Genomic DNA, 26,901 nt, shown 5'->3' with positions numbered 1-26,901 from the left:
AATTATAATATGTCTTAATAAAAATAGAATTATTGATTATCATCTTTATTTTGATCATCTAATAAAATGTTGTTTGTATCTTCATTGTTTTTAGTTTCTTCAGTAGTTTCAATGTTTTTAATTTCTAAAGTTTTATCATCATTTTTAATATTTTTATTTTTTACTATATGTCCATAAAACAAGCCAAATAAAACATAATAGATAAAAGACATTAAAACAGAACTTGATGCATATGGAATTAAAGCAATTTTTGTATTGTATGCTGTGTTAAAAAAGTAATTATAAAAATAAGGCAAAACTAAATATATAATAAAAATTAAAGGAATAATAAGTAAAAGCCATATTTTATTTTTAGCAACTTTATTTGCAAAACAATAAGAAACTATTATAGTCAATATCAATATAGCAGTTAAATATGAAATGGTTTCTTTATCCAATTTGATATTCATATAATCAATTTCTAAAAAGTTTATTATAATTAGTCCAGAAACAGCAATTAAAAACATTCCAAATAAAGAAAAAAATAGAGAGAAAATTATTTTTAATAAGAATAATCTATTAGAAAAATTTTCATTTTTATTTGGTAATAATTCAAAAGCCCATAGCAAAATAGAAAAAGTTAATGTTTGTAATAAAAGCTCTGGAAGTGATATAAGATGATATTCAAGAGGAAGCTGAGTATATATTATACCTTCCAAAGATGAAGGAGCTGCTGCTGGTGTTGCTATAATGCCAATGAACACTAATATTATCCATAACTTCAAAAAACCCAATTTAGTAGCTATAATATTTCTTATAGGGTATAAAGCAATAGTAATAAATATAGCTCTTATAGGTTGTAAAAAAGGTCCTAATAATATTAAAGGCGAATCAAAACCTCTCATAAAATTATTAACAACATTATAACTATAAATTGTAGAATAATCGAAAATATTTGAAAATAATAATCCAAAAATAAAATAAGTTAATGTATGTATTAAAGCTACTTTTATATAAAAAATAAAAAAATGTCTGAAAAACAATTTAGTATTAGGCATAATATTTACTTCTCAAGTCTTTCAACTTGATCATTATTATATACTATATTAATTCTTTTAATAGAAGAAGCTTTTCCTGTTTGAGTATCTACTTGTACTATTATACCATTAATCATAGGGTTAGTAGTTTCAACTTCAAATCTATGAGGTATTTTACTAACAAATCTTGCAATAGCAGCTTCTTTTTTCATACCAATAACAGAATCATAGCTTCCACACATACCAATATCAGATATATAAGCAGTATGAGAAGAAATTATCTTTTCATCAGCAGTTTGAACATGTGTATGAGTACCAAAAATACAACTTACTTGCCCTTCAAGATAATAAGAAAAAGCAATTTTTTCAGCAGTAGCCTCGGCATGAAAATCTATAAATATAACATTAGTTTTTTCTTTTAGATGTTTAATGGCAATATTAGCTTTTTTGAAAGGACAATCCAAAGGGTCTAAAAAAGTTCTGCCCATGAGGTTAAGAACACCTATTTTACAATCATCACAGTCATATATATAATAACCGAGGCCAGGAGATTCATTAGGATAATTGTATGGACGAAGAAGTCTGTTCTCATTACCAATCAATGCAAACACATCTCTATTATTCCATACATGATTTCCAGTAGTAAGTACATCTATACCAGAACTAAACAGCTCTGCGGCAGTATCTCTAGTGATACCAACCCCATTAGCCGCATTTTCTCCATTCGCTATAACAAAATCTATATTATGTTCTAATTTAATCTCTTCCAAATGCCTTCTTACAGCATATCTTCCCGTAACCCCAATAATATCGCCAAGACATAATATATTTTTAATAGCCATAAAATAAACCTTTATTATTATCTAGCAACTTCAACTGCCCTAGTTTCTCTAATAACAGTAACTCTAATAATACCTGGATATTTAAGTTCGTCTTCTATTCTCTTAGCAATATCTCTTGCAATCTGTTTAGCCTTAACATCATCAACCACATCACTCTTAGTCATCACTCTAAGCTCTCTTCCAGCCTGTATAGCGAAAGATTTCTCAACACCCTCAACACTATCAGCAATCTTTTCCAAATCATCAAGTCTTTTAATATAATTTTCAAAAGATTCCATTCTAGCACCCGGACGAGCAGCACTAATAGCATCGGCCGCCTTCACTATAACAGCCTCAACAGTTTGGGTTTCTACATCATTATGATGAGCCCTTATAGCATTAACAACCTCTTCTCTCTCTCCGCATCTTTTAGCCAAATCAGCCCCGCTCATAGCATGAGAGCCTTCACCTTCAATCTCTATAGCCTTTCCAACATCATGCAAAAACGCACTTCTCTTAGCCATTTCAACATTTGCACCAATTTCTGCTGCAATCATACCAGCAATATTAGCAACTTCCTTACTATGAAGAAGCATATTCTGTCCATAGCTAGTTCTATATTGAAGTCTGCCCATATGTCTAATAAGTTCATGATGCATAGTAGTAAGATTTAAATCTGCAATAGCATTTTCTCCTGCTGTCATAATAGAATCTTCTACTTCTCTCCTTGTCTTTTCAACAATCTCTTCTATTCTTGCAGGGTGAATACGTCCATCTAATATGAGCTTTTCTAATGAAACTTTAGCAATATGTTTTCTTACAGGGTCAAAACAAGATATAACAACAGCCTCAGGAGTATCATCTATAATAATATCAACTCCAGTGAGTGTTTCAAGCATTCTGATATTTCTTCCCTCTCTGCCTATAATTCTTCCTTTCATCTCTTCACTAGGCAAAGAAACAGAAGTAACAGAAGATTCTTGAGTTACATCGCTAGATATTCTTTGTATAGTTTGAACAATTATCTCTCTAGCTTTTCTCTCACCTGCTTCTATAGCATTTTTTTCTATATTATCTACTATTTTTGAAGCAGCTTTTTTGGCATCTTCTTCTATTTCTATCATTAGAGCATTTTTAGCCTCTTCACGAGTAAAGCCTGCTATTTTTTCAAGCTCTTTTTTCTCTTCTTCAAGAAGAGCATCTAATTTTTCTTCTTGCTCTTTAATTTTCTTTAATTTATTCTCAATATTATGTTCTTTATTTTCCAAATACTGAGTTTTTTTGTCTAAATTCGCCTCTCGTTGTAGTACTCTATTCTCTAATTTTTGAATTTCTGATCTTCTGTCTTTATTTTCATTTTCTAATCTATTACGCTCTTTTTGTAATTCTAAATTAGCCTCTGAAATTATATTTTTTCTTTCATTTTCAGCTTGCTCTTTAGCATCGCGAAGCATATTTTGTCTTATTATCTCCGCTGAATTAAGATTAATTTTAGCTATTACCCAGCGGGTTATATATCCAAAAACAAACGCAACTACAACAGAGGTGATTATTATAACTACATTCATACCTTCACCTCATTTATTTTTTATACTTTATTCTAATCTTCTATCTATACAATTATAAAATAACATAATTTCAGTATAAAGTCAATATTATCTTTTACAATAACATATTTATTTTACACAAAATTGAAAAAATTATTATTATTACATATTGGCATAAGGTATTTATTTAGAAGAATAATAAACATTAACCTGAGATATATTAGCATTGGTTCTTGCTTCTTCTAAAGTTATTCGTATCTTCTCAGCATTTTGAATAGTATCAAATTTCACAAGTCTTTTATAACCTATAGTAGTTAAATTAGGCTCTTTGCTATTAACTGTGATTTTATCCCATTGACCAGAGCTATAAACTTCAACACTAAACTTTTCTACTCTCTGACCTTTCATAATATTTTCTTGAATAAGTAAAACGTTAATTGCAGAAGGAGTTTTTAATGAATACTCTTTAGAATCTCCAATTTTAGCATTAACCCAAGTATTAGTTACATTTTTAAGCAGTCCATTAGCAAAAGTAGTTTTTATATAATTACCAAACTGACCAAGAACAGATATATCTTTGCTATCAAATTGACCTCTTTTGTCTGGCGGTACATTTAAAAGCAAAACGGAATTATATCCAACAGACTTATAATAAATATCTATTAATTTATCTAAACCTTTAGGACTTTCAGTATCATGATAAAACCAACCAGGTCTAATAGAAACATCAACTTCAGAAGGATACCAATAAACAGAATTTACTTTTTTTAATATATCTCTACTTCCAAGATCTTTTCCTGTTAAAACAAGACCAAGTGAAGCATTATAACTTTCAGAATCTTTGTAAGAATTAGGTTTATAGCCTTGAACACCCCATTCTGTCTCTCTTCCATAGCCTTGTTCATTGCCAACCCATCTAACATCTTCACCCATTACAGCACTAACAGCATTAGGCTGATACTTTTTTAATACCTCTAAATACCTCTCAAAATCATAAGTTTGATTAGGAGCATTAGGGTCTTTAGCTCCATCAAGCCAAAGCTCTGTTAATTCTCCATAACCAGTAACAAGTTCTGTAAGCTGTGCAACATAAAAATCATTATATGCTTCTCCACTACCATAAGAAGAGGCATTCATATCCCAAGGCGAAAGATAAAGCCCCATTTTAACACCATATTTTTTACAAGCATCGCTAAACTCTTTTACAATATCTCCTTTGCCACTCTTATATGGAGAACTTGCTACAGAATGACTAGTTGTTTTAGTTGGCCATAAACAAAAACCATCATGATGCTTTGCTGTAAGTATTATAAGCTTAAACCCAGCATCTTTTAATACCCTCACCCACTGATCAACATCTAAAGCTGTAGGATTAAATTGACTAGGACTCTCTTTTCCTGTACCCCATTCTTTACCTGTAAAAGTATTTATACCAAAATGTATAAAAGCAGTGAGTTCTAATTTTTGCCAATTATATTGATTCGTTGTAGGTATAACCCTTGAAGCCATCTCTACTTTTTCTTCTATTGTAGCAGATGCTGGAAACTCTACTTTTTTTATATAATAATTTCCTAGTTCATCTCTAATCTCAAATGAAGATAAAATCTTTTTTGTGCCGCAAGAAAATGACAAAAAAGATAAAACAACTAGAAAAATAATTAATTTAAACTTCACAAAAAATCCAAATAAAAAACATTAACCTTTATTAAATATATAAAATAGATTATAAAAGTCAATGATATTTTAATAGTTAAATATAAAAATTATTATTTTTCAGAGAACTCTTTTAAATTATCATGACTTAATCTATAAGTATACCAATCTTCCATTTTAACAGCATTAATAGACAAATAAAAATCAATACTGCTCTTGTTCCAATCCAAACATTGCCAATCAAGCCTTTCACACCCTCTCTCAACAGCAATCTTAGCAAGCTCTTTTAATAATCTTTTTCCATAACCCAACCCTCTAAAACTCTCTCTAATATATAAATCCTCTAAATATATACCAGCCTTACCTAAAAAAGTAGAAAAATTGTGAAAAAATAAAGCATACCCAATAGGAACATCATTTTCTAAAGCAATCAAAACTTCAGCTTTCTTCTTTTCAAATATCCATTCTTTTAATATATCCTCAGTAGCAACAACCTCATTTTCAAGCTTTTCATAAGAAGCTAATTCCTTAATAAACTTTAATATAGTAGAAACATCATCTATAGTGGCAAATCTTATGCTAAACACTTTATCTTTCATAAAAAAATACTCCAAAAACACTCCATATAAAAATAAAGCCCAAGCGATTAACAAATAATCGCTAAGGCTTTTATATTAAAAAAATTATTTTTTAAGCTAATGGTAATTATTAATACATACCACCCATTCCACCACCAGGCATTGGAGGCATTGGTTTTTCAGGTTCAGGTATATCAGTAATAATAACTTCAGCAGTTAATACTTGAGAAGCAATAGAAGCAGCATTTTGTAAAGCACTTCTAGATACTTTAGCAGGGTCAATAATACCAGCTTTTAACATATCAACCCACTCATTAGTAAGAGCATTGAAACCCATATTGCCTTTTTGTTTTTTAGCCTCAATAGCAACAACAGAACCGTCTAAACCAGCATTTTGTGCTATCATTCTTATAGGCTCTTCTATAGCTCTTTTAACTATATTAACACCAACTTGCTCATCAGGATTTTCTAATTTAATAGCATCAAGTTTAGATTGAGCATGTAAGTAAGTGATACCACCGCCAGGAATAACTCCTTCCTCAACAGCAGCACGAGTTGCAGATAAAGCATCTTCTACTCTAGCTTTTTTCTCTTTCATTTCTACTTCAGTAGCAGCACCAATATTAATAACAGCAACACCGCCAGAAAGTTTAGCTAATCTCTCTTGTAATTTTTCTCTGTCATAATCGCTGTCAGTTTCTTCTATTTGTTTTTTAATAGTAACTACTCTAGCTTGAACATCACCTTTTTTACCAGCACCTTCAACTATAGTAGTGTTTTCTTTATCAACAGTGATTTTCTTAGCTTTACCAAGATGCTCTAAACCAGTATTTTCAAGCTTCATACCTAAATCTTCACTGATAACTTGTCCGCCTGTTAATATAGCAATATCTTCAAGCATAGCTTTTCTTCTGTCGCCAAAACCAGGAGCTTTAACTGCACATACATTTAATACTCCTCTCATTTTGTTTAATACTAAAGTAGCTAAAGCTTCAGATTCTATATCTTCAGCAATAATAATAAAAGGTTTTCCAGTTTGAGCAATTTTTTCAAGTACAGGAAGAAGTTCTTTCATGTTAGATATTTTTTTGTCATAAATAAGAACTAAAGCATCTTCTAATTCAGCAGTCATACTGTCTCCATTAGTTACGAAATATGGAGAAATATAACCTCTGTCAAATTGCATACCTTCAACTAATGAAAGGCTAGTTTCTAATGATTTAGCCTCTTCAACAGTGATAACACCTTCTTTACCAACTTTTTCCATAGCATCGCTTATTAAAGCACCTATTTCTTTATCGTTGTTTGCAGAAATTGTAGCAACTTGAGCAATCTCTTCTTTACCTTTAATTTGTTTAGCTTCAGATTTAATATGAGCAACTATTTCGCTAACTGCTTTTTCTATACCTCTTTTAATAAGCATAGGATTAGCACCGCTAGTTACGTTTTTTAAACCTTCTTTAACCATAGCTTGAGCTAAAACTGTAGCTGTAGTAGTACCATCACCAGCAACATCATTAGTTTTAGTAGCTACTTCTTTAACTATTTGAGCACCCATATTTTCAAATGGGTCTTCTAATTCTATTTCTTTAGCGATAGTAACACCATCATTTATTATAGTAGGAGGACCAAATTTTTTGTCTATTACAACATTACGTCCGCGTGGTCCTAAAGTTACTTTTACTGCATTAGCTAAAGCATCTACTCCACGCATAAGGGAGCGTCTAGCTTCTTCATCAAATAACAACTGTTTTGCTGCCATAAATTTTTTCTCCTTACAAATATTTTAATTTTTAATTATTTTCTTATTTTTATTGAAAATATTATACAATCAATATATTTTTTTTCAAGTATTCATTTTATAATATTACATTAATCTAATCATTATTTCTCATAAGTAAAACATCTCTATATTTTATCATAGTGTTTCCACGCGGTATAATAGTGCCTCCGTCTCTTTTTATCATCACTATTAAATTATCCTTCGGCAATTTTAAATCTTTTAATTCTTTGTTTTTCCAAGGGTGATTTATATTAATATTTATTTCTTTTAATGTGATATCATAATATTTTGTTCTTTTAGCATTAAGTATAATTGTATCGCCGCTATTTATAACAGTACTTCCATTTGGAATAATTGTCTCATCTCCCCTCTCTATTGTTATAATGATTGAGTTTTCTGGAAGCTCTATATCTTTAATTTCTCTGCCAACCCAATGATGATTTTTAGTGATATTAACTTGTATAAGCTCCATATCATCATCATCTACATAGTCGTTAAAAGTTTTTAATACATTTTCTGCAGAATCAACAAGTCCAAGTTTTTTAGCAATAACAGGAAGCAAAGTACCCTGAAAAGATACAGATATAATTGCTAAGAAAAATACAATATGAAATATATCATAACTAATAGCTTCTCCATTTACTATAACAAATATAGCAAAAACAATAGAAGCAGCTCCTCTAAGTCCAGCCCACATGATTAAAAGCTGTTTTTTTAATGATACCCTAAAAGGAGTTAATATTGCTAATACCGCTATAGGTCTAGACACAAATGTTATAAACAATGCTACAAATATAGCAGTAGGAGCTACATTAGATATTCTTGAAGGGAAAGAAAGAAGCCCTAGCAAGAAAAATAGCACCATCTGCATAAGCCCAGTAACACCGTCAAAGAAATTAACTAAAGCTACTTTATTTTTAATACTGCTGTTTCCAAGAACTATACCAACCAAATAAACTGCTAAATATCCATTGCCTCCCACTATAGAAGATAAAGAATAAGAAAGCAAAGCAACAGCAAGCACAAATATAGTATCAAGACCGCTTACTGGAAACTTGAATTTTCTTAAAACATTATAAGCCATAAAAGATATTAAAGCAGCCACTATTACAGCAAATACTATCTGAGCAAATACCATATAAACTATTGAAAGAGGACTATTTAATGTTTTTCCAATAAGCCCTAAAAATATAACTGTAAGCATATAAGACATAGGGTCATTACTTCCGCTTTCAAGCTCTAAAAGTGAAGCAAGCCCGTCTTTTAAGTTTAAATTCTTTGAACGAAGTATAGAAAACACAGAAGCAGCATCAGTAGAACCAATAACCGAAGCTATTAAAAAACTCTCAAATAATTCAAACTTTAATACAAAATAACACAATACTCCTGTAACCATTGAAGTAATAAAAGTACCGACAAATGATAGTAAAAATGCTTTTTTAGCCACCGGTTTAGCAACTTTCCAATTAGTACCAAAGCCTCCGTAAAACATTATAAATATTAAAGTAATAGTACATATCTGCTCTGCCACAACATAATTATCAAACTCTATTTTTAAAATTCCGTCAGAACCAAAGAGCATTCCCAAAACTAAAAAAAGCAAAAGCGAAGGCACTCCCACTTTCATGGATATTTTACTAGCTACTATACAAATTATAATTATTAAAGATGATATTAATATAGCTGTATTCATATTAAAGTATTATAGTCCTTATTATTTTTTAATTAATTTTATTTATTTTCTTTAGGTTTAAATATTAATGAAATAGAGTTTACACAGTGCCTTATATTTTTATCTGTTAAATGCTCACCTTGAAACACATGTCCCAAATGTGCACCGCAGTTATTACATGTAATTTCTATTCTATAGCCGTCTTCATCTAATGACCTTCTTATAGCTCCTTTTATTTCATCATCAAATGAAGGCCATCCGCATTGTGATTTAAACTTATCTTCAGAGCGGTATAATTCAGCACCGCATTGTTTGCAGCAATAAACGCCCTCCTCAAAAAAGTCATTATATTCGCCTGTAAAAGGATATTCAGTACCCTTAAATATTATAACATTTCTTTCTTCTTCTGTTAATTTTCTTAAATCCATAAAAAAACCTCAATAATAATATAATAATTCTAAAAAATTGTATACTAAAACTTTAAATAAAACTACACTTTTATCATTTTTTTATATTTCAAAAATAAATAATAATTAAATTTATACAAAAAATATTTTTTAATACTTGACAAAAATAAAATAATATAGTAATATACCTAAACATTAAATTGATAAATAAAAAAACGGGCCAATAGCTCAGTCGGTAGAGCATCGCCCTTTTAAGGCGGTTGTCGAAGGTTCGAACCCTTCTTGGCTCACATAGGTTTTATACACCTACAATTACTTTATATACGCCGGTGTGGTGAAGAGGTTTAACACACAGGATTTTCATTCCTGCATTCGCGGGTTCGAAACCCGTCACCGGTTCATCTACTTGCCATATCTGTAAATGATATGGTTTTTTTATAGCTATAATATTTTTATGAAAATTAAAAACAACGATAATAATACTAAAGCACTAAAAACCATAAGCAATGCCAATAAAAAAGCTGTAATTATATTAATATCTTCATTTATTTTCATTATTATCGCCGTAACATTTATTTTATATTATTTTCTATACAGTAAAATTGATTCAGCAATAAAAAAAGACGAAGAATTATATTTTTCTGTATTATTTATAGACGAAAATAATGAACCTTATGGTGCATATGTAGGTACATTATCAAGTTTACATAATAGAATCGGATTAATAGGCCTTCCAAGAAATGTAGCTCTTTGGAAAAATAAAAAAGAAAGCCCTATCCCTCTAAAAGAATTATACAAAGAAGGCGGAGATTCTGCAGTATTTAATGCTATAGAAAATACAGTCAATAAAAAAATAACATACAAAATCACACTAGACAATAACAGCATATCAGACATAATAGATTTAATAGGCGGAGTAAAGATGTATGTAGAAGAGCCTATTCATTATGTAGAAAATGACAGTACTTATAATATTAATTTTGATATTGGAGAATGGATATTTCATGGTAACAAGGTAGTATCATATTTACATTATGTTACTATGAAACAATATGAGGATATAGAAACATTATATAGACTTGAAGATGTTATTATTAATTTAATGATTAGTTTTATACAAAGTCCTGAGCTTAAATCTATGATAGTTAGAAAAGATATGAGAAATGCTATTTACTCAAAAATAAAAAGCAACTTAAGACCTCCGGATATTAAGGCTATATTAAAAATAATATCAAACAGCAATGAAAAAAGCTTAATAGTACAAAATATTGATGCTAGAGTTGATGATAAAGGAATACTTAATCCATTACTTGGAGGAAGTGCTTTTGTTAAACAGATGGAAGATTTATCTTTATATGTGGGATTAAAAACAGAGAGAAGCGAATTAAACAATGAAGATGTTAGTTTAATAATTTTAAATGGCACTGATGTTTCGGGGCTTGCAGATAGAATAAATATTAGAATGCGTTATAGAGGATTTGCGGCTGGTGAGTATGGAAATTTTCCTGCTAAAGTGTATAATAGCATTGTTCTTATAAGAAACGGCGAGATAGAAAAGTCTTTTATGGTTGCCAATGAATGTAGAATTAGCAGAATATATGCTAAAACCGACAGAAGGCTTTTAAATAATGCAGTATTAATTTTGGGGTATGATTACTATGAAATTCAATGATTCAAACAAAACAAAAAAAATGATAGACAGAGAAATGGCTAAAAACCTAACTCTAAAAGCTGCAAAAGCTTTAGATGATAAAAAACTTGAAGACATAGTAATATTAGATTTAGATGGTGTTACTACCCTTTCGGACTTTTTTATTATAGCAACAGCTTCTTCTGCTCCGCAAATGAAGGCTGGTTCTGATGCTGTTTATAAAGAACTAAAAGAAGAAGGCGTTACTCCTTATGCAGAAAATGATAATAATTCTGATTCTTTATGGTATTTAACAGATTATGGCTTTTTGGTTATACATTTGTTTACACAAGAAGGAAGAGAGTATTATGATTTGGATAAATTGTGGCATGAGGCTAAAAAAATAGAAATGAATTAAATTTTATTAAAATAATTTTAAAGTTATTTAAAATTATTTTTATGGAGAGTTTTATGAAAAAAATTATTATTTTATCTTTTTTATTTATATTTGCTAAATTATCATTTGCAGAAAGCGGATGGCAATTAGGAGCTACTATACCTATTGGAGCTAGTTTTAGTTTTTATAATGTTTATTTTTCTAAAGATGCTCCTCAAACTTATAAAGACAATTACAGAAAAAATAGCGGAACTGTTGGATTTGATGCCGGTATAAGTTTTCAGGCTGGTTATTTAGTAACTGATGAAGAGAAAGGAATTAGTTTACTTGTAGATATAGGTTATTCTCATGATTCTTTTGGGCTTAAAAGCTCTTATAAAGATGAAACTACTCAAGAAGATGTAAATATAAGAGAATATTATACTTTTGAAAATATGCAAATTGGCATACTTCCTAAATTTCATTATAGTAATTTTGCTTTTGGGCTTGGTATTGGCGTAAAAGTACCTTTATACCTCACACATTCTGCAGAGTTTTTTAGCGGAAATACAAGCACTAAAACTTTTAGTTACTATGATGTTGGAAAAATTGATGATGTAATGAAAAATATGGTAATGACATATATTAAACTTACTTTTGATTATTCTTTTAATATTCAAGATAATGTTGCTTTATTAGTTGGGGCATATATTGGTACTGATTTTGGCATAGATTTAAGAGGGGCTGAAAAAGTTCTTGTTGAAAGCAGAAATCTAGCTTCTTTAGATATAGGTGCTCAAGTAGGAATGAAATTCGGTACTACTATAGGCAATTAAAATCGTTAATTAAAAAATAATATGATATTTATAATAATATTAATAATATTACTTTTAGCTATTATTATAATATCAAATTACTACGTACAACTAGTTTTAATTAAAGGCAAAAAAAGAGTACTAGAAATCAAAAAAAATAGCAAAGAAGAAACTGAAGAAGAGATTTTAGAAAAAGAAAAAAGAAAAGAATGGTTTGAAAAATCTCAAGCAGATATATATACAAAAACTTCTGATAATTTGAAAGTGCATGCTCATTTTATAGAAAATAAAAGCTCTAATATTTACACAATAATAGTTCATGGATATGAGAGTAAAGGCTCTAATATGAGGTATTATGGTGAGAAGTTTTTTAATATGGGTCATAATATTCTTCTTATAGATTTGAGAACTCATGGATTAAGCGAAGGCAATTTTTATGGTATGGGTTATTTAGAAAAAGAAGATATTCTCGCTTGGATTAAATATATATTATCAATAAATAGTAATGCTGATATTATTTTATTTGGTATATCTATGGGGGCAGAATCTATAATGATTGCTTTAGCTCAAAACATTCCTTCAAATGTAAAACTTGCAATAGAAGACTCTGGATATACTAATGCTAATGAACAGCTTGGAAACAGGCTAAAAATAAGCTATCACCTACCATATTTCCCATTTATACCCACAATATCATTAATAACAAAATTAAGAATAGGATATTTCTTTTCACAGACTAATGCTCTAAAATCTGTATCAAAAACAAAAACTCCTATATTATTTATTCATGGAAGTGAAGATGATTTAGTGCCTTTAGAGATGATGGAAAGGCTATATAATGCTTGCTCATCAAAAAAGGATAAATTAATCGTAGAAGGTGCTTATCATATAAGTTCTGCAAAACATAATGAAACATTGTATTGGAAAAAAATAAAAGAGTTTATAGCTAAGTATTTATGATTTTTCATTGCCGCTAATAGAAATTATACACTAAATAAATTCATACAAGTTTTTATAGTATTTATAAATTAGTATTTATTACTGCATTAGTTTCTACAATACGGTTTGTATAGAGAGAATATAGCCTATATGAAGCTCTATCTGTAGTATAGGCTTTATTATTCATTTCAAAAGCGTACAACTCCCAATTATAATGGTCAAGTATTTTAAATTGAAAAATATATTTGTTAGTATCTATTGTACCTATAATATCTACATAACGCATATAATCATCTTCTGCTATAAAATCTTCCCATTCAACAGTATTAAAAGACGTTATTAAATCCTCTATTTTTATATCAGGATACATTGTAAAGGAACTTTTTTTTATTAAACCTATAGCATCAAATTTTCTGCTTCTAACATCTATATCATTGGTATATATATTATTTGTCATATTACCAGTATATTGTTTACTTTCATAAACTATATTTTTTTCACAAGATATGATAAAAACAAACAATAATGAAATAATTAATAATTTATTCATTACTAAAAAACCCTACCATTTTTAATATATAATTAAAACAATAAATTTCAATTATATTTTTTTACTAAATAATATAATTTAACTATGTCGGAAAATAAAACAAATAAAATAATGTTTGATAAAATTAAAAATATTAAATTATCCTTGACTTAAATTTTTATTTATGATAGCATAGATTTTATATGTTCGTATATAGAATATTATTTTAATTAAGGAGTAATTTTATGGCTGTAAAAGTAGCAATAAATGGTTTTGGACGTATTGGTCGTCTAGTTTTTCAGGCATTAGTAGAACGTGGTTTATTAGGTAAAGAGATAGATGTAGTAGGTGTTGTTGATGTTAGTACTGATGCTAAATATTTTGCTTATCAATTAAAATATGACTCAGTTCATGGCAGAATGAAAGCTGATATAACAACTGAAGGCGAAGATGTATTAGTAGTAAACGGCAACAAAATTAAATGTATCGGTGCTACTAAAGAATTAAAAGACCTTCCTTGGAAAGATTTAGGTGTTGAATATGTAATCGAATCTACTGGTCTTTTCACTGATAAAGAAAAAGCTGAAGGTCACATAGCTGCAGGTGCTAAAAAAGTTATTATATCTGCTCCTGGTAAGGGTGATTTAAGAACTTTCGTTTATGGTGTTAACCATGAAGAATATGACCCTTCTAAACATCATGTAGTATCAAATGCTTCTTGTACTACTAACTGTTTAGCTCCACTAGTACATGTACTTCTTAAAGAAGGTATCGGTATAGAAACAGGTCTTATGACTACTATTCACTCTTATACAGCTACTCAAAAAACAGTAGATGGTCCTTCTAAAAAAGACTGGAGAGGTGGACGTGCTGCTGCTGTGAACACTATACCATCTACTACTGGTGCTGCTAAAGCTGTTGGTGAAGTTTTACCAGTTACTAAAGGTAAATTAACAGGTATGAGTTTCAGAGTTGCTACTCCAGATGTATCTGTTGTAGACTTAACTTTCAGAAGTGAAAAAGATACTTCTATTGAAGAAATCGATGCTTTAATGAAAAAAGCTTCTGAATCTTATATGAAAGGTGTTTTAGGTTATTGTAATGAAGAATTAGTATCTAGCGATTTCATACATGATAATAGAAGCTCTATTTACGATTCTTTAGCTACAGTTCAAAACAACTTAAAAGGTGAGAAAAGATTCTTCAAAATCGTTTCTTGGTATGATAATGAATGGGGTTATTCTAACAGAGTAATTGATTTATTATTATATATGTACAACAAAAAATAATAATAAGTTATAATAATTAATTTATTAGGCTATAATAAGGGTGCATAATATTAAATTATAGCACCCTTTAAATTTTTAATAAGTATAAAAATTAAAAGGATGTAAAAATGAAAAAATCAGTAAAAGATATAGATATTAAAGGCAAAAAAGTCATAATGAGAGTTGACTTCAATGTGCCTCTTGATAAAGAAACTAGCTCTAAAATTACAGACACTACAAGAGTAGATGCTGCTATGCCTACTATTGAGTATATTCTCTCTCAGGGTGCTTCTCTTATACTTATGAGCCATTTAGGAAGACCAAAAGGCGAAGCTAATCCTAAATATTCTCTAAAACCTGTTTATGATTATTTAAAAACTAAACTCCCTAACAATAAAGTTATTTTTGCTAATGATTGTATAGGTGATGAAGTAAAAAAACTTGCTTCTGAATTAAAGTCAGGAGATGTATTACTTCTTGAAAACTTAAGATATCATGCTGAAGAAGAGAAAAATGATGCAGCATTTTCAAAACAATTAGCTGAGTTAGCTGATGTTTATGTTAATGATGCATTTGGTACAGCACACAGAGCACATGCTTCTACTGCTGGTATAGTATCTGCTAAAGCTGGAATGCCTGCTGTTGCTGGTTTCTTAATGGAGAAAGAGATACAGTATTTGGGTGATGCTGTTGCTAACCCTGCTCGTCCTTTTGTTGCTATAATTGGTGGGGCTAAAGTTTCTTCTAAAATATCTGTACTTAAAAACTTACTCAACAAAGTTGATACTTTAATTGTTGTAGGCGGTATGGCTTATACTTTCTTTAAGGCTAAAGGATTAGAAATAGGTGCTTCTTTATGCGAAGATGATTATATTTCTACAGCTAAAGAGATTATGGATAAGGCTAAAGAATTAAACAAAACTTTATATTTGCCTGTTGACAATGTTATTGCTGATAAATTCGACAATGATGCTACTATAAAAGTTGTAGATTCTACTGCTATACCTGCTGGCTGGATGGGTATGGACGTTGGACCTAAAACTTTAACAGAAATTGAAGGTATACTTAAAAATGCTAAAACAGTTGTTTGGAATGGACCATTAGGTGTATTTGAAATGGCTAATTTTGCTAAGGGTACTTTTGAGGTGGCTAAGTTTATTGCTAATTCTGGAGCTGTAAGTATTATTGGTGGTGGCGACAGTGTATCTGCTGTTAATAAATCTGGTGTTGCTGACAAGATGACTCACGTATCTACAGGAGGCGGTGCTTCTTTAGAGTTCCTTGAAGGAATAGAATTACCTGGTATCGCTGTATTACAAGATAAATAATAATTGTTTTTAATATAAAATAAAAAGCCTCTGATAGTTTTTTAATTATCAAAGGCTTTTTTATTATTTCTTAATTAATCAAAATAATTTTTATTTTTCAATTAGCCATTCATCGCCATATTGTTTTACTTCTAAAATTAAAAACTTACCCATATCATTATTACTAATGCATAAAACATCATCAGAATAAATTGTTATATCATCAAGTTTCATTTGATTATTTATAATATCAAGATAATAATCAATATCCTGAGTTGCCAAAAACCAGTCAGCATCTATACCTTCTGGAGCTCCGTCGCTTTGCTTATTTTCTTCCAAATTATTTTTTATTTCCTCAAAACTATTCTCTAAACTCTTGATGTAGTTATCAGAAAAATATCCTGACTCTCTAAACTTAGATATATAATCATTAGCATTGCCCATATTAACTTCATAATATCCGCCATTTTCAAAATTAAACTCAACTATTTTATTGAAAACAGAATTAATATCATCATAATTTTGAGCATACCATTTACAAGCATTATAATATGCTTTCTCTTTAGTGCTTTTATCGTTAGAATCTATTTGCTCAGGAGATTTTTTATATATACCAGTAAATCCATAGCTTCCGTTAGGCTCTGTTACCATAATAGTATTAGCATTTATAGGCTGAATTGATATAATATAACCACCATCAGCCCCCACAATCTCTTCATAATCTAAAGTATTGGCACCTATAGCACAATAAGGTTCAACATATTGATTTTCTTCTAATATCATTTTACTTGTATCTGTACTTTGAATATTAGTTACTGTTTGTCCGTTTTCATTTGTTATTATATTAATGGCATATAAATAAAAACTCTCATCATCATTTTTATTTAACTCAATAGAAGCATTATTGTTTGAATATATACCGTCAAAATTATAATTATTAATATCCCCTACTTCTTCTGCTTTATAGTCTGATTTATTTATTAATATGCCTTCCTGTCTTTCATTATATTTATCAAAAGTTACATCAGCTTTATTCTCATAAGGAAAATTATCAAAGTTAGGATTCTCTTTTACTTCTCTGTAATAATAATTAGAATAATAATTTTCTCTTTCCCATTTAGTAATTATAGTTTCAATAGGGTCACTTTCATATCCAACATAATTATCTTCATAAAGAATGCCGTCTTTTACAGAAAAACCTTTATAATTCGTAGCAATATTACTTGGTCCTTTTTCGTATCTATCTTGTATATTATAAAGCTCATAATAATAAGCATTAGTGCTGTCTAAAGAAGATTCAAATATGTAATTTTTATCTTCTCTGTAATCTCCAGAATTAAATACATACTCTATATCACCATTATCTTTGAAAGTATATTTAGCTCTGCCGCTTATAACTATTTTATTTTTTACCTTCTCCAAAAATGCAGCATCTGACTGTGATAATATTTTTGTTGCAGGTATAGTTTCGTTTGACTCTATAGATTCATTTTTGTTTATATTATTAGTATCTGTTTTATTTCCGCATTGAATGATAACTAAAGATATTATTGTAACTAATAAAAATATTCTCTTCATGATAATTTCTCCATTAATATTTTATATAATATTATTCTATTATAATCAATATAAACTTTTTAAATAAATATGTTGACTTTAGTTTTTGAATAACAATATTTTACTTATTTCTCATTTCATCATAATTTTTTGTCATTATGTTATACCAATAATCTAATTTATCATTATCATCGCCTTCTATATCTTTGAAGTAGAAAGGTTTTAAAAATCTTATCTTTATTTTCTTAAATGGTCTTAACACAAAACTTCTAGCCTTCATAATATCTCTTGTTCCATATATAACAACAGGAAGCACAGCTACATCTTCACATCTCTCGGCAATTTTTAATATACCTCTTTTTGGTTTTTTAATCTCTCCGTCTTTGCTTCTAGTACCCTCTGGATATATGATTATGCTAGTTTTTGATTTTAGCCTATCTTCCATATCATCTATAGATTTTGCCGCCCCTATAGTACCCCTCTTTACAAATATATAATTAGCCACACTCATACCAAAACCAACCATAGGTACTTTGCCGTAGGTATCTTTAGAAACAAAAGCAAACATACCCTTAAATATTGCAAAACAACAAAATATGTCAAAAGCACTTTGATGATTTGGAGTAATTAGATAAGTTTTTTTATAATCATAATTCTCTATGCCTTCAATATCAAAAGAGATAAAGGCACTTTTCATTAAAAAAGTTCCCCAGAGCTTTGCTATATTATGAGTAATTTTTATTGAAAGACTCTTACTAAAAGGTCTTACTAAAATAAATAAAATCAAAGCTATTATAAATAAAATAATAGTAAAAAGTACATTTAATAAAATATAAAATAAGCTAAATATAATCATAGCAAAGAGTTTAATATAAATAAAAAAATTATCAATAGCCTAAATTATTATTTTTTGTATTATTGATGCAAAATATAAAATCATCATCTTGTAACACTTTGAAAACCCCAGCCTAAAAAAGTTTTCCATTTTTCATCATCAATATTTGAAGCATTAGGCACTTTCAAAGTTTTGAGTTGTGTACAAGCAACAAATATATCTTTTCCTACAGTTGTTACATCATTTGGAGTTTTTCCTAAATAAGTGAGCGTAGTTAAAGATGATGATGCTGAAAATGAAAGATTTCCTATAGTAGTTAAAGAAGCTGGAAGAGTTAAAGTTACTAATCCAGAATTTGCAAAAGCACTAGCTTCTATAGTAGTTACAGAGTTTGGTATTGTTAGCTCTTTTAATGATGACGCTCCAAGAAATGCACTATCTCCTATTGTTTTAAGAGAATTGCCTAATGTTAATTTTTCCAATTTAGTACATTGCAAAAAAGCGTCCTTTTCTATAGATGTTACAGAGTTTGGCATTGTTAGTTCTCTCAAAGAAGATAACATATGAAAAGCATAAGATTTTATAACTGTTATTTTATTTTCTGGAAATACAAAAGTAAATATTACATCTTCTTGAGAACCAATGCCTTCAGCAAACATATAACCTTTTATACTGCTATCGTTATAATCAATACCGCTTATATCTATGATTATATTATTAAAATAAAGTTTTTTAGCCACTGTGTAAACTAAAAAAGCAAGAGAAGTATCCTGAGAATATGAGCTTTTTGCTGTTCCTTTAAGTATTACTTTATATATGCCTTTTTCTTGAAAATATAATTTCAAGTTTTCTTCTATTTGTTTAGTTATAGCAGTATCATCTTGAGAAATATCTACGCCATATTTTCTTATCTCTTCTTCTGTAGCAGGAGGGATAATATTTTGATTATTATCTTCTTCTTGTTTATTATTTTCCGCACTAATAGGATTAGAACAAGAAACTACAACTAAAAAACATAATACTATTGATATAATATTTTTAAGCATATATACACCCTCAATTTATTCATGTTGTTTGACTTCAGTAAAATTACATCCTAAGAAGTTCTTCCAAGTATTATAATCTGGATTAGGAACATTTGGAAGTATTAAAATTGTAAGATTATCGCAATACAAGAATGAATCACTTTGATAATTTATATCATTAGGAGAAGTACCTAAATAAATAAGCGTCTTTAAATTACGAGAAGTATTAAAAGCCGAGGATTTTATTTCTTTTACAGATGCTGAAATAGTTAGTTTTTCTAAATGAAAATTAGCAAAAGCACTTTCTCCTATTGATATTACAGAATCTGGTATTATTAATTCTCTTAATGATTGTAAATATACAAAAGCATAATCTCCTATAGTTTGCAGCTTATTATCTAATACAAGAGTTTTTAATGAATAAATACCCTGAAAAGCCCTATATTCTATTGATACAACAGAATTAGGTATTGTTAGTGAATCTACATTATCTAAATTTAAAAATGAACGTTGTCCTATAGTTTTTATTTTATCATCTGGAAATACAAAGCTTAATCTTTTTTTGCTTACTCCTCCGCTTGAAAACATTCCTTCGGTTATAGTTCCGTTTTGAAAATCAATATTTTTAGTGTCTATTGTTATATTATCAGCATTAATTTTTTCTGCTACTTTTATAGTTAAAGCTGCAAGAGAAGAGTTTACTTTTAGCATATAATTTTTAGGAACACCTTTAAATATTACTTTATATGAAGATTTTTCATTATAATATTCTTGCAATTTTTCTTCTATTTGTTTAGATATTTCTGCATCATCTTGTGAAATATCTATACCATACTTTTGTGCTTCTTCATCTAAAACGGGGGGCGTTACTGTAGAGCCGCCAGTTTGTCCTGAATCTCCGCCGTTTCCTATGTCTACATTATTTCCGCTATCTGGATTATTTGGGCTAGAACATGACACTGCAAATAAAAAAGATAATAATAATACAATTTTTTTATACATAAATCCTCCAAAATAAATCACTTCTGTTTAACTGTAGTGAATTTTCCTCCTAAAAAAGTTTTCCATTTCTCATCATTAGGATTTGTAGCATTAGGAACTATTAACGTTGTAAGACTAGTACAATTATCAAATATACCGCTTCCTTTAGTTATTATATCATCTGGAGTTTTACCTAAATATGTAACAGTAGTTAAAGAGGATGCACTATCAAATGCATTATTACCAATAGATTTTACTGATGCTGGTATAGTTAACTCTTTTAATGATTGACAATATATAAATGCTCCATCTCTTATAGTTTCTAAATTATCTCCAAATGTTATTTTTTCTAAATTTAAACAACTTTGAAAAGCATAAGCACCTATTGTATTTACAGAATTAGGTATATTTATTTCTTTTATAGCATACAACAAGAAAAATGCATAAGAATCTATAGTTTTAATTTTATATATAGGAAATATAAAATTAAGAGGTATTTTCACAAGGTCTCCTCCTAAAAACATAAAACTACTTACAGCATTATTTTTAAAATCAATATTACTAATATCTACATCTACAGAATTAGCACCAACTGTGTTAGCAGCATTAAAAATTAAATATGCAAGTGATTTCGTTGTAGAATTAAAACCATAATCTTTTGGAATACCTTTTAATATTACCTTATAACTTCCTTTTTCATCAAAATATAATTTTAAATTTGATTCTAATTGACTAGCTATAACATCATCATCTTGAGAAATATCTATTCCATACTTTTCTAATTCACCAGGAGGCGTAACAGTTTCAACTTTATTTGTATCACCTGTTTGATTTGTATTTGGACTATTTGGATTTGAACAAGCTATTACAAATAAAAAAGAAAATATTATTAATACAATTTTTTTATACATTATTAATCCTAAATAAAATTACCTTTGTTTAACTGTAGTAAAATTACCGCCCAAAAAGTTTTTCCATTCATCGTAATTTGGATTTTGAACATTTGGCAATATTAAAGTTTGAATACTAGTATAACCTTTAAATACATCTCCATTATGTTTTATAGCATCAGGCTTTGTTCCCAAATAAGTAACAGTAGTTATAGAATCTCCAAATGGTTTTGTACCTAAATAATTAACAGATGCAGGTATAGTTATTTCACTTATTGGACAATAAGAAAAAGCATAATCCCCTATATATTCAAGTTTACTGTCAGCACCAAATGTTACTTTTTCAAGTTTGTAATCTGTCTGAAAAGCGGCAGCTCCAATACCAATAACAGAATCTGGTATTGTTATTTCTTTTAAAAAATTGTTAATAAGATAAAAAGCATTTCTTTCTATAATTCTTATAATATTTTCTGGAAATTTAAAAGTTATCGTATAATAACCAGAACCAGAATATCCTTGAAACATTTTATATTTTATTTTTCTCTCATTAAAATAAATATTGCTAATATCTATTTCTATATTTATACTTTTAAATTTATATAATCTTTCTGCAACTTCTATTACTAACTTTGTAAGAGAATTTTTCTGCATATATTCAGCTTTTGGTGTTCCTGTAAATATTACTTTATATGATTGTTTATCACTATAATATGCCTGCAATTTCTCTTCTATTTGTTTAGATATTTCAGTATCTTCTTGAGAAATGTCTATTCCATACTTTATTGCTTCTTCATCTAAAACAGGCAAAGGCGGGGCTATTTCAGTCCAAGGTATATCTGTACTTCCTCCATCTCCCGTATTTCCAGAATCGCCGCCGCTTCCAGAATTACCACCATCACTTCCAGAGCCTCCTCCGTTTACTATATCTCCATCACTTCCGCTATTCGGACTGCTTGGGCTTGAACAAGAAATTGCTATTAAAAAACATAATAATAATACAATTTTTTTATACATAAACTCTCCAAAAAAATTATTATTCTTTTCTTACATCTGTAAATTTACCGCCCAAAAAGTTTTGCCATTTACTTTTAAGGGCTTCAGTAGTTGTTTCAGGAGCATTAGGCACTATTAAGCTTGAAAGTTTATCACAATATAAAAAAGCATCATTATTTTGTATAGTATCTGGAGAAGTACCATTGTAAACAACTGTTGTCAAACTAGGACAGCTTACAAATGCCATACTTCCTATTGACTTCACAGAAGCAGGTATAGTTATTTTTTCTACATATTCACTTTGAGCAAATGCCCCAGTTCCTATTGATGTTACAGATTCTGGTATTAGTAATTCTTTTAAATATTCTATACCAATAAAAGCTTGCTCACCTATTGATACAATGCTATTGCCTAATATTAATTTTTCTATATTTGCTGAATACTGAAACGCTGTATTACCTATTGTAATTACAGAATCAGGTATTCTTATTTCTTTCGTATTATGCTCCCAATCAAAAGAGTCCATTTCTATAGTTTTTATCTTATTTTCTGGAAATCTAAAATTGATAACTACATTTTCCGAATTCTCAATAACTTCTCCAGAGAACATACCGGTTTTTACAGAGCCATCTTGAAAATTAATATTTTTTATATCCAACTCTATATTCATAGAAGAACTAACTTTTAATGCTGCTTCTAAAGTTAAAATATATAAAGATTTATTGCTATTTTGACTATAACTATCTTTAGGAGTTCCTGTTAATATTACTCTATAAGAACCCATTTCATCATGATAGGCTTTTAAATTCGCCTCTATTTGTTTGCTTATTTCTTCATCTGCCTGACCTATATCTATACCGTATTTTTTAATCAATTCTTCTTCTGTAGGTGTTGTAATTGGCGGTGGTACTGTAGAGCCTCCATCTCCATTATTATCGTTATTAGGATTACTCGGACTTGAACACGAAATTGTAAATAAAAAACACAATACCACTAATAATACAATTTTTTTATACATGCATAACCTCTCATATTTACTCAAACTTTACATAATGTTACTTAGAATAACATTATATATAATATAACAATATATTTTTTAAAATGTTGTAGTTTTTTTGAAAAAATTTAATAATCTCTTTCTATTGTTTCTGCTATAGAATCATTAGTATAAGGCAAATCAAAATAATCAACTACTTCAGAAGTGATATTATCATAAACTACTATATTTACACCATTAGTTGTCTCTCTTAAATTGCTCCTGCTTATAAGTATTCTGTTTCCGCTGTCAATCGCTAAATCATTATACTTATTAAGCTCTTTATGATAAATATAATTAGTTTCACCCATTGAAGAAAATACAAGCTTATTTTTATCTATAACATAAGAAGCATTATTAGTATACATTTCATTTGTTATATTAAAATTGGAATACAAACTCTTTACAACATTATCATTAGTGGAATACTCACCAAGCATATTTATAACTATAATATAATCATTAAGATTAGTGATTTTTTCTATATAATCATAAATATTATCTATATCCCTTAAACCCATATCATAAACTTTATTATACTCATATAAAGCATTTCTCTCCCAAGTATAATAGTTTGTATCGCCTCTTCTATCTGGCAAATCAAAATTATCTTTTAAATATTTACCCAAAAAAGAAGTATATTTCTGAACACCCTTATAATTTAAATGCCCAGAGTCATTATAATCCCTCCAAAAATCTAAATCATAATCATCATAATAATGATTGAAATTCATAAAAGGAACATCATACTCTTTTGCAATTTTCCCCACTCTATTAAAATGCATTGCCTCATCATCAGTCATAGGAAAAGGAGAAGCTATCACAACAATAGGGATATTATTTGTTTTCGCTAACTCCAATATTTTTCTGTAATAAGTTTCCTGTTGCTCTAACAAAGGCATACTATCTTTAATATTTTTTATATTAGGCTTTTTTACAGGAAATGTTTTATTATGAAATGAATAGCCTTTAAAATATTTATAATGATTATAATTATTTGCATAAGGCACAAAATCTTCTGGTTTTAAATCTTTGTATCTGTTATGATATCTATACATAGGGTTAATAAACTCATCAAACCTTTCTGCTGCTGTTATTTTGAGAGAGTTTATTCTATTTTCTGACCATTTTAATGCATAAGTGGCTGCTACTATCTGATAATCTACAACATTAGTTCTGCTTGCCGCTACAATATAAGACTCTAATGCAATTAATTTAGGCTTCTGATATTTTAATACTTCTACTAAATAATGATAAGTACTCCAAATAGGCTGACTTCCAGAGGTGAAATTATAGGCCGCAATTCCATATTCATTATAAAGTATGGCAGGATTAACATTATAATGCACATGACTGCTTCCCAAAAATATTACATCTATAGAATTGGTTTTCTGTTCATAAAAACTGTCGCCTTGATATATACCATTCTCATTTTTAAATCTTAATGCTCTGCTTGAAAACCAAAGCAATGTAATAAATATAGCTATAAAGCAAATAATTTTTATAGTGTTTTTTATCATTTTACAAACAACCTATTAATTTTTTTTATTATTTATCAAGTAATCAACTACATTATAATAATTATAAAAAACTACATTCAAATAAAAACATATCACATTTATCATTAACTGCAATTTCCTTTTCAAAAGAAGAAAATGTTTTAACTTGAGTAAATCCAACTTCTTTTAAATACTTCTCCATTTCACCATATTTATAAAGGTGCGTCTGAAAATCCATAAACTCACTTTGAATCAATTCAGCATTATTATACATCTCATAAATTGACGGCGAGAATTGAGTTTGAGTTTGTTCTTCATAATAATTTTTTGATTTAAGCACTATTTCAAAATTTTCTTTTGTTTTGACAGATACAGCAATATTATAATCATTATCATCTATACATCTATTTTTTATTGTATCAACTGCAAAAACAAATTTACCCGTTTTACAAAGCCAGTTTTTTATTCTTGTTAGGATTTGTTTGCAAATATCAATATCTGTAAACAATGATACTGAACCTGAACTAATAAATATATAATCAAATTTCTCTTTCGGAGAATATTTCATAATATCAGTATGAATTGTCTTTGCATCAGGAAATTTTAATTTTAGTTTTTGCAGCATTTCATTAGACATATCTATTCCTATTATGTCAAACCCTCTTTCTATAAATGGAATAAAAAATCGTCCGCTTCCGCATAAAGGCTCTAAAATCTTTTTACCTTTTTCAGCATAAGATAAATAAAAGTTTAATTCATCTTCAGGTGCTTTTTTATGTAGTATCTCATACATTTCAGTACAAAGACTGCCATAATAATTTTTTTTAACTTCACTCATTTTTATAATTCCTAAAATTGGAAATATATAAATTGCTTAGGGTCAAAACCCGCTCCATATTTTCCATATATTATTATAAAAAATAATAAGAAAAATATTGCTGCCCATCTAAAATATAAACATTGATTCTTCAAAAACATATAAATTGTTTCTTTCTTTATATATTTTATTAAATCAACTAAAAACAAAACCACCAAAGATATTATAAGTATATTCATTTCAAAACGGTCTAAACCAAGCTTATATAATGAACCGTCAAATATACGCCATAAATCTATTTTAGTAAACATTCTCTGTATATAGTAAAAAGCATCATGTATAGTTTCAGCTCTAAAAAATATCCAAGCCAAATCCACTATTATAAATGTAATAATCACTTCAAGCAATTTAAAACTAAAACTTTTCACTTTTACATTAAGCTTATTTAAAATATTATTTTTGAATTTTGATGTAATATCTTCTATTAAATAGCATACACCATGAATAGCACCCCAAGCTATAAAAGTAAAATTAGCCCCGTGCCAAAGTCCGCTTACTAAAAAAGTTATTAATATATTTATGCTTCTTCTAAACTTTGAACATCTGTTTCCGCCCAAAGGTATATATAGATAATCCCTAAACCAAGTAGACAACGATATATGCCACCTGCCCCAAAACTCTTTTATGCTTCTTGCAAAATAAGGAGTGTTGAAATTCTCCATTAAATCTATTCCCATAATTTTAGCAGTTCCTATTGCTATGAGCGAATAACTTGCAAAATCGCAGTATATCTGTACAGCAAAAAGCAATGCTGATAATAATAATTCACTTGTATTATAAATATAATATCTGTTAAATACAGTATCCACTAATATAGAGGCTCTGTCTGCTATCACCATCTTTTGAAAATAACCAAAAAGCATTAAA

The 26,901-nt window shown here is 28.7% G+C and carries 25 protein-coding genes and 2 tRNA genes; 8 read left to right on the top strand and 19 right to left on the bottom strand.

From position 1 onward, the window contains the following. Positions 1–29: 29 nt before the first annotated feature. The 8 genes from E6A48_RS01725 to E6A48_RS01690 all read right to left on the bottom strand — a co-directional run bounded on the left by E6A48_RS01725 (position 30) and on the right by E6A48_RS01690 (position 9,498). Positions 30–1,037, bottom strand: a complete 1,008-nt coding sequence (locus E6A48_RS01725) for a hypothetical protein (protein WP_219708271.1) — start codon at positions 1,035–1,037, stop codon at positions 30–32. A gap of 5 nt (positions 1,038–1,042) precedes the next feature. Further along, positions 1,043–1,858 carry a TIGR00282 family metallophosphoesterase gene (locus E6A48_RS01720; RefSeq protein WP_219708270.1) on the bottom strand — a complete coding sequence of 272 codons (816 nt, stop codon included), beginning with the start codon at positions 1,856–1,858 and terminating at the stop codon, positions 1,043–1,045. A gap of 17 nt (positions 1,859–1,875) precedes the next feature. Further along, positions 1,876–3,405 carry a ribonuclease Y gene (gene rny / locus E6A48_RS01715; RefSeq protein ID WP_219708269.1) on the bottom strand — a complete coding sequence of 510 codons (1,530 nt, stop codon included), beginning with the start codon at positions 3,403–3,405 and terminating at the stop codon, positions 1,876–1,878. Between the two features lie 162 nt (positions 3,406–3,567). After that, entirely contained in the window at positions 3,568–5,058 is a 1,491-nt protein-coding gene (locus tag E6A48_RS01710) for an alpha-L-fucosidase (RefSeq protein ID WP_219708268.1), read from the bottom strand. Positions 5,059–5,150: 92 nt separating this feature from the next. Beyond that, positions 5,151–5,636 (bottom strand): GNAT family N-acetyltransferase, encoded by a 486-nt coding sequence (locus E6A48_RS01705; protein ID WP_219708267.1) that lies wholly within the window; start codon positions 5,634–5,636, stop codon positions 5,151–5,153. 109 nt (positions 5,637–5,745) lie between these two features. Beyond that, on the bottom strand, positions 5,746–7,377 hold the full coding sequence (gene groL / locus E6A48_RS01700; protein WP_157147472.1) for a chaperonin GroEL: 1,632 nt from the start codon (positions 7,375–7,377) through the stop codon (positions 5,746–5,748). 115 nt (positions 7,378–7,492) lie between these two features. Beyond that, positions 7,493–9,091, bottom strand: coding sequence for a potassium/proton antiporter (locus tag E6A48_RS01695; RefSeq protein WP_219708266.1), 1,599 nt, complete (start codon positions 9,089–9,091; stop codon positions 7,493–7,495). Positions 9,092–9,129: 38 nt separating this feature from the next. Continuing rightward, complete coding sequence (locus tag E6A48_RS01690; protein WP_219708265.1) at positions 9,130–9,498, bottom strand: methionine-R-sulfoxide reductase; 369 nt, start codon at positions 9,496–9,498, stop codon at positions 9,130–9,132. Positions 9,499–9,694: 196 nt separating this feature from the next. On the opposite strand from E6A48_RS01690, the gene E6A48_RS01685 reads away from it, so the two are divergent. The 6 genes from E6A48_RS01685 to E6A48_RS01660 all read left to right on the top strand — a co-directional run bounded on the left by E6A48_RS01685 (position 9,695) and on the right by E6A48_RS01660 (position 13,258). Then, positions 9,695–9,767: transfer RNA gene (locus tag E6A48_RS01685), tRNA-Lys, on the top strand. 35 nt (positions 9,768–9,802) lie between these two features. Continuing rightward, positions 9,803–9,876 (top strand) — tRNA-Glu (locus tag E6A48_RS01680). Between the two features lie 55 nt (positions 9,877–9,931). Further along, positions 9,932–11,149 carry an LCP family protein gene (locus tag E6A48_RS01675; RefSeq protein ID WP_219708264.1) on the top strand — a complete coding sequence of 406 codons (1,218 nt, stop codon included), beginning with the start codon at positions 9,932–9,934 and terminating at the stop codon, positions 11,147–11,149. Next, positions 11,136–11,525 (top strand): ribosome silencing factor, encoded by a 390-nt coding sequence (gene rsfS, locus E6A48_RS01670; protein WP_219708263.1) that lies wholly within the window; start codon positions 11,136–11,138, stop codon positions 11,523–11,525. Before E6A48_RS01675 ends, rsfS begins: the two co-directional genes overlap by 14 nt. Positions 11,526–11,578: 53 nt before the next feature. Next, entirely contained in the window at positions 11,579–12,319 is a 741-nt protein-coding gene (locus E6A48_RS01665; protein WP_219708262.1) for a hypothetical protein, read from the top strand. 21 nt (positions 12,320–12,340) lie between these two features. After that, a complete protein-coding gene (locus E6A48_RS01660) occupies positions 12,341–13,258 on the top strand; it encodes an alpha/beta hydrolase (RefSeq protein WP_219708261.1) in 918 nt (305 codons plus the stop codon). Positions 13,259–13,319: 61 nt separating this feature from the next. On the opposite strand, the gene E6A48_RS01655 is transcribed toward E6A48_RS01660, so the two are convergent. Further along, a complete protein-coding gene (locus tag E6A48_RS01655; RefSeq protein WP_219708260.1) occupies positions 13,320–13,787 on the bottom strand; it encodes a hypothetical protein in 468 nt (155 codons plus the stop codon). Between the two features lie 224 nt (positions 13,788–14,011). On the opposite strand from E6A48_RS01655, the gene gap reads away from it, so the two are divergent. Together gap and E6A48_RS01645 are read left to right on the top strand one after the other, a co-directional pair. Then, positions 14,012–15,055 (top strand): type I glyceraldehyde-3-phosphate dehydrogenase, encoded by a 1,044-nt coding sequence (gene gap, locus E6A48_RS01650; protein ID WP_219708259.1) that lies wholly within the window; start codon positions 14,012–14,014, stop codon positions 15,053–15,055. Between the two features lie 107 nt (positions 15,056–15,162). After that, complete coding sequence (locus tag E6A48_RS01645; protein WP_219708258.1) at positions 15,163–16,362, top strand: phosphoglycerate kinase; 1,200 nt, start codon at positions 15,163–15,165, stop codon at positions 16,360–16,362. A 90-nt stretch (positions 16,363–16,452) separates the two neighbouring features. On the opposite strand, the gene E6A48_RS01640 is transcribed toward E6A48_RS01645, so the two are convergent. The 10 genes from E6A48_RS01640 to E6A48_RS01595 form a co-directional block, all read right to left on the bottom strand. After that, positions 16,453–17,919, bottom strand: a complete 1,467-nt coding sequence (locus E6A48_RS01640; RefSeq protein WP_219708257.1) for a hypothetical protein — start codon at positions 17,917–17,919, stop codon at positions 16,453–16,455. A gap of 100 nt (positions 17,920–18,019) precedes the next feature. After that, on the bottom strand, positions 18,020–18,754 hold the full coding sequence (locus tag E6A48_RS01635) for a lysophospholipid acyltransferase family protein (RefSeq protein ID WP_219708256.1): 735 nt from the start codon (positions 18,752–18,754) through the stop codon (positions 18,020–18,022). Positions 18,755–18,837: 83 nt separating this feature from the next. Further along, positions 18,838–19,779 carry a leucine-rich repeat domain-containing protein gene (locus tag E6A48_RS01630; protein ID WP_219708255.1) on the bottom strand — a complete coding sequence of 314 codons (942 nt, stop codon included), beginning with the start codon at positions 19,777–19,779 and terminating at the stop codon, positions 18,838–18,840. A 15-nt stretch (positions 19,780–19,794) separates the two neighbouring features. Further along, positions 19,795–20,760, bottom strand: a complete 966-nt coding sequence (locus E6A48_RS01625; RefSeq protein WP_219708254.1) for a leucine-rich repeat domain-containing protein — start codon at positions 20,758–20,760, stop codon at positions 19,795–19,797. A 17-nt stretch (positions 20,761–20,777) separates the two neighbouring features. Further along, positions 20,778–21,650 carry a leucine-rich repeat domain-containing protein gene (locus E6A48_RS01620; protein ID WP_219708253.1) on the bottom strand — a complete coding sequence of 291 codons (873 nt, stop codon included), beginning with the start codon at positions 21,648–21,650 and terminating at the stop codon, positions 20,778–20,780. A gap of 18 nt (positions 21,651–21,668) precedes the next feature. Beyond that, positions 21,669–22,643 (bottom strand): leucine-rich repeat domain-containing protein, encoded by a 975-nt coding sequence (locus E6A48_RS01615; RefSeq protein WP_219708252.1) that lies wholly within the window; start codon positions 22,641–22,643, stop codon positions 21,669–21,671. Between the two features lie 19 nt (positions 22,644–22,662). Beyond that, positions 22,663–23,640, bottom strand: coding sequence for a leucine-rich repeat domain-containing protein (locus tag E6A48_RS01610; RefSeq protein WP_219708251.1), 978 nt, complete (start codon positions 23,638–23,640; stop codon positions 22,663–22,665). Between the two features lie 107 nt (positions 23,641–23,747). After that, positions 23,748–25,178 (bottom strand): SGNH/GDSL hydrolase family protein, encoded by a 1,431-nt coding sequence (locus E6A48_RS01605; protein WP_219708250.1) that lies wholly within the window; start codon positions 25,176–25,178, stop codon positions 23,748–23,750. Positions 25,179–25,239: 61 nt separating this feature from the next. Next, complete coding sequence (locus tag E6A48_RS01600; protein WP_219708249.1) at positions 25,240–25,995, bottom strand: class I SAM-dependent methyltransferase; 756 nt, start codon at positions 25,993–25,995, stop codon at positions 25,240–25,242. 11 nt (positions 25,996–26,006) lie between these two features. Next, a partial coding sequence (locus E6A48_RS01595) for an MBOAT family O-acyltransferase (RefSeq protein WP_219708248.1) occupies positions 26,007–26,901 on the bottom strand: 895 nt, incomplete at its 5' end.

It is taken from the genome of Brachyspira pilosicoli (assembly GCF_019402445.1).
Lineage (GTDB): Bacteria > Spirochaetota > Brachyspiria > Brachyspirales > Brachyspiraceae > Brachyspira > Brachyspira pilosicoli_B.
Note: the sequence above shows the minus strand (reverse complement) of the source record. Positions and strands in the feature narration are given on the sequence as shown.

What these genes read in the sequence shown, in the direction of transcription:
- E6A48_RS01665 (WP_219708262.1), top strand. Translation starts at nt 11,579, where the DNA reads ATGAAAAAAATTATTATTTTATCTTTTTTATTTATATTTGCTAAATTA.
- E6A48_RS01640 (WP_219708257.1), bottom strand. Translation starts at nt 17,919, where the DNA reads ATGAAGAGAATATTTTTATTAGTTACAATAATATCTTTAGTTATCATT.
- E6A48_RS01630 (WP_219708255.1), bottom strand. Translation starts at nt 19,779, where the DNA reads ATGCTTAAAAATATTATATCAATAGTATTATGTTTTTTAGTTGTAGTT.
- E6A48_RS01690 (WP_219708265.1), bottom strand. Translation starts at nt 9,498, where the DNA reads ATGGATTTAAGAAAATTAACAGAAGAAGAAAGAAATGTTATAATATTT.
- rny (WP_219708269.1), bottom strand. Translation starts at nt 3,405, where the DNA reads ATGAATGTAGTTATAATAATCACCTCTGTTGTAGTTGCGTTTGTTTTT.
- E6A48_RS01675 (WP_219708264.1), top strand. Translation starts at nt 9,932, where the DNA reads ATGAAAATTAAAAACAACGATAATAATACTAAAGCACTAAAAACCATA.
- rsfS (WP_219708263.1), top strand. Translation starts at nt 11,136, where the DNA reads ATGAAATTCAATGATTCAAACAAAACAAAAAAAATGATAGACAGAGAA.
- E6A48_RS01705 (WP_219708267.1), bottom strand. Translation starts at nt 5,636, where the DNA reads ATGAAAGATAAAGTGTTTAGCATAAGATTTGCCACTATAGATGATGTT.
- E6A48_RS01695 (WP_219708266.1), bottom strand. Translation starts at nt 9,091, where the DNA reads ATGAATACAGCTATATTAATATCATCTTTAATAATTATAATTTGTATA.
- groL (WP_157147472.1), bottom strand. Translation starts at nt 7,377, where the DNA reads ATGGCAGCAAAACAGTTGTTATTTGATGAAGAAGCTAGACGCTCCCTT.
- E6A48_RS01660 (WP_219708261.1), top strand. Translation starts at nt 12,341, where the DNA reads ATGATATTTATAATAATATTAATAATATTACTTTTAGCTATTATTATA.
- E6A48_RS01620 (WP_219708253.1), bottom strand. Translation starts at nt 21,650, where the DNA reads ATGTATAAAAAAATTGTATTAATAATATTTTCTTTTTTATTTGTAATA.
- E6A48_RS01600 (WP_219708249.1), bottom strand. Translation starts at nt 25,995, where the DNA reads ATGAGTGAAGTTAAAAAAAATTATTATGGCAGTCTTTGTACTGAAATG.
- E6A48_RS01635 (WP_219708256.1), bottom strand. Translation starts at nt 18,754, where the DNA reads ATGATTATATTTAGCTTATTTTATATTTTATTAAATGTACTTTTTACT.
- E6A48_RS01625 (WP_219708254.1), bottom strand. Translation starts at nt 20,760, where the DNA reads ATGTATAAAAAAATTGTATTATTATTATCTTTTTTATTTGCAGTGTCA.
- E6A48_RS01645 (WP_219708258.1), top strand. Translation starts at nt 15,163, where the DNA reads ATGAAAAAATCAGTAAAAGATATAGATATTAAAGGCAAAAAAGTCATA.
- E6A48_RS01655 (WP_219708260.1), bottom strand. Translation starts at nt 13,787, where the DNA reads ATGAATAAATTATTAATTATTTCATTATTGTTTGTTTTTATCATATCT.
- E6A48_RS01615 (WP_219708252.1), bottom strand. Translation starts at nt 22,643, where the DNA reads ATGTATAAAAAAATTGTATTATTATTATGTTTTTTAATAGCAATTTCT.
- E6A48_RS01605 (WP_219708250.1), bottom strand. Translation starts at nt 25,178, where the DNA reads ATGATAAAAAACACTATAAAAATTATTTGCTTTATAGCTATATTTATT.
- E6A48_RS01720 (WP_219708270.1), bottom strand. Translation starts at nt 1,858, where the DNA reads ATGGCTATTAAAAATATATTATGTCTTGGCGATATTATTGGGGTTACG.
- E6A48_RS01610 (WP_219708251.1), bottom strand. Translation starts at nt 23,640, where the DNA reads ATGTATAAAAAAATTGTATTATTAGTGGTATTGTGTTTTTTATTTACA.
- E6A48_RS01725 (WP_219708271.1), bottom strand. Translation starts at nt 1,037, where the DNA reads ATGCCTAATACTAAATTGTTTTTCAGACATTTTTTTATTTTTTATATA.
- gap (WP_219708259.1), top strand. Translation starts at nt 14,012, where the DNA reads ATGGCTGTAAAAGTAGCAATAAATGGTTTTGGACGTATTGGTCGTCTA.